We start from the raw sequence: 2,510 nt of genomic DNA on the forward strand, positions 1-2,510 counted from the left end.
CCATAAGGCATCCAGTTGCAGGGTTTATTCCGTACTTTTTGTAGAGCTTCATCTGTTCTTCCTGAAGTTTCTTTGGATCATCATTATACTTCTTCTGAAGTTCCTGAATCATTGGAGAAAGTTCCTGAGTTTTACTCATGGATTTAAGCTGTTGGAATGTGAAGGGGAATAGTATAAGTTTTACAATAAGTGTTAGAAGTATGACTGCTATTCCATAGTTCTTTGTGAAACCATAGAAGAAGTCAAGAATTCTTCTTACAAAATATGTGAAGGAGTTTTTAACAACTCTTATGGTGGCTTTTTCTTCATAGATATATGAAACTCCATCACTATCCTTGTATTTAACAACTATGGGAACGGTATAGTCCTTTGGCACAACCTTGTCTGTTGGGGCAAGCATTAAAGTTACAGTTACAGATTTCCCTGGTTTTATAGTTTCAATTCTTACATTCTTACCCTTCATGTATTCTGTGAAAAACTCTGTGTTTCTTGTTCTTACAACAACATCCTTTACCTCTTTGCTTCCTGTATTCTTTAAACTTCCAGATAGAGAAACAAGAGTCTCAAGAGAAACCTTAGAGTATGGAGGCTTTGTAAAGGATAGGATTCCTGCCTTAGAAGAAAATGATAGAGGAAAAACTACATTGTACTTCTTTTCCTCGCCTTTCTCTGAATACTTTATCCTTCCAATAAAAAGAAACTCATCCTCTGTAAGTTCTTCCTTCACCTTTAGATTGAAGGAAATTTCCTTCTTCTCCTTTGATTTAAGAGTCGGAATCTCTACCTTGGTGTTTTGAATCTCAAATGGTCCAAGGTCTTCGTAGTTGGACAAAGAGTCAATGGAAACAACAAGATTCTCTTTATCTATCCCAAGATTCTCAAGATTAATTTTCATTGAGAAACTTTCACCAACAGAAGGTTTTTCCACTGGAAGTGTGGTAATCTTTACATCCATTTTGGGACCGAAGCTAAATGCAAGTCCAAAAAGGATGATTGGCAAAATTAAAAAAATCAGTTTCTTTTTCATACTACCTCCTTTTATGGAACAGGATCATCTCCACCCGGAAAAAATGGGTTACACCGTAAGATCCTTTTTATCCCAAGAAATAAACCCTTTGCTACTCCATACTTCTCCACAGCTTGATATGTATAGACAGAACAGGTTGGGTTGTATCTACAGGAGTTGGGAAACATGGGGGAGATAAATTTTTGATAAATTTTAATTAAAAAGAGTACTACCTTTTTCATTCTCAACCTTCCTTAAAAAATCTTCAAAGTCTTTGACAATAACTTCTTCTCTCCTTTTCTCTACAAAAGGGGGAATTATAATTACAACCCACATGTTTTTGAATTTCTCCTGAAGTTTAAAAAATATCTCTCTAATTTTTCTCCTCACTCTGTTCCTCTTAACCGATTTTTTTACACCCACGGGGACAAAGGCAACCTTTAAATTATCTTTTCTTTCATACACAAATGTCAAATTTCTCTCTCTTACCTTTGTCCCATTTTTCATAACTTCTTTAACTTCTCTTTTATTTAATCTTTCTTTAAGTTTAGCCACTAAGAAGGTGTAAGCCTCTTTCTTCCTTTCCTTCTTCTTCTCTTTATAACATTTCTCCCACCGGGGGAACTCATCCTCTTCAAAAATCCATGAACTTTTCTTGCTTTTCCTTTATGGGGATGGTAAGTCGTTCTCATTTTTACCTCCTTTAGTTGTTTTTCTCCACTGCTTTAAGCACCTCTCTTATAAACTGGTCTTCTGGCAATGCTCCTTCAAATTCTACCTTGTCATTCACAACAATCTTTGGAACAGCATAGACACCATACTTTTCAGAGAGATTTGGAAATTCGCTTGCCTCAACCATATCTGCCATGATGTTTTCATTTAGAAATGCCATTTTATGGGCAATTCTCACCGCTCTTGGGCAGTAGGGACATGTAGGTGTTACAAAAACCTGAATGTGAAGTGGCTCCTTTACTGCTTCAACTTTTCTCTTGTTTCTCTCCTTAAGATCAACTTTACCTCTTGATGCATCAATTAAATCCTCAAGAAGAGTTGCAAATTCATAACCTGCCGGAATTCCAACAAATCTGATTAGTCCCTTATTGTGCCCTTTAATAACCGCTGTTGGAATTCTTTCAACCTTATATTCATCAAATTTTTCCTTGTTATTTTCTATGGTATATGTTTCTAACTTTAATAAATCAGATAATTCTATGACCTCTTTATACAGTTCCTCTGTTTCTTTGCAGTATCTACACACAAGATCCTCAACTTCGTTTGGTGTCCAGATACCTGAAGCTCTTTTTTTAAATAAAAGGATTGTAACTTCGTCTTTGAGTTCCTTTTCAAACTTCTCTCTGACGACTGTTCTATCCTTTTCCTGAAGTAATGGCATAACATCCTCCTTAACTTTAATTAATTTCGCATAGGCTATTATATCATAAAACCTATCTTTTCTTGAAGTTAATTATAACATACTGAAGGCAACAAAATATAAATTTGGATC

At 35.3% G+C, this 2,510-nt stretch carries 5 protein-coding genes; all 5 read right to left on the bottom strand.

Annotated elements, in window-relative coordinates; genetic code table 11:
- On the bottom strand, positions 1-1,027 hold a 1,027-nt coding region (yidC, locus tag J7J33_05425; GenBank protein ID MCD6168718.1), incomplete at its 3' end, for a membrane protein insertase YidC.
- A gap of 11 nt (positions 1,028-1,038) precedes the next feature.
- On the bottom strand, positions 1,039-1,248 hold the full coding sequence (yidD, locus tag J7J33_05430) for a membrane protein insertion efficiency factor YidD (protein MCD6168719.1): 210 nt from the start codon (positions 1,246-1,248) through the stop codon (positions 1,039-1,041).
- On the bottom strand, positions 1,220-1,561 hold the full coding sequence (rnpA, locus tag J7J33_05435) for a ribonuclease P protein component (GenBank protein MCD6168720.1): 342 nt from the start codon (positions 1,559-1,561) through the stop codon (positions 1,220-1,222). Before rnpA ends, yidD begins: the two co-directional genes overlap by 29 nt.
- Positions 1,561-1,698: a 50S ribosomal protein L34 gene (gene rpmH, locus J7J33_05440; GenBank protein MCD6168721.1), complete on the bottom strand. Its 138-nt coding sequence runs from the start codon at positions 1,696-1,698 to the stop codon at positions 1,561-1,563. The genes rnpA and rpmH overlap by 1 nt, the downstream gene beginning before the upstream one ends.
- Positions 1,699-1,709: 11 nt before the next feature.
- On the bottom strand, positions 1,710-2,399 hold the full coding sequence (locus tag J7J33_05445) for a thioredoxin family protein (GenBank protein ID MCD6168722.1): 690 nt from the start codon (positions 2,397-2,399) through the stop codon (positions 1,710-1,712).
- Between the last annotated feature and the right edge of the window lie 111 nt (positions 2,400-2,510).

This window comes from Caldisericia bacterium (assembly GCA_021158845.1).
Taxonomy (GTDB): Bacteria; Caldisericota; Caldisericia; order B22-G15; family B22-G15; genus B22-G15.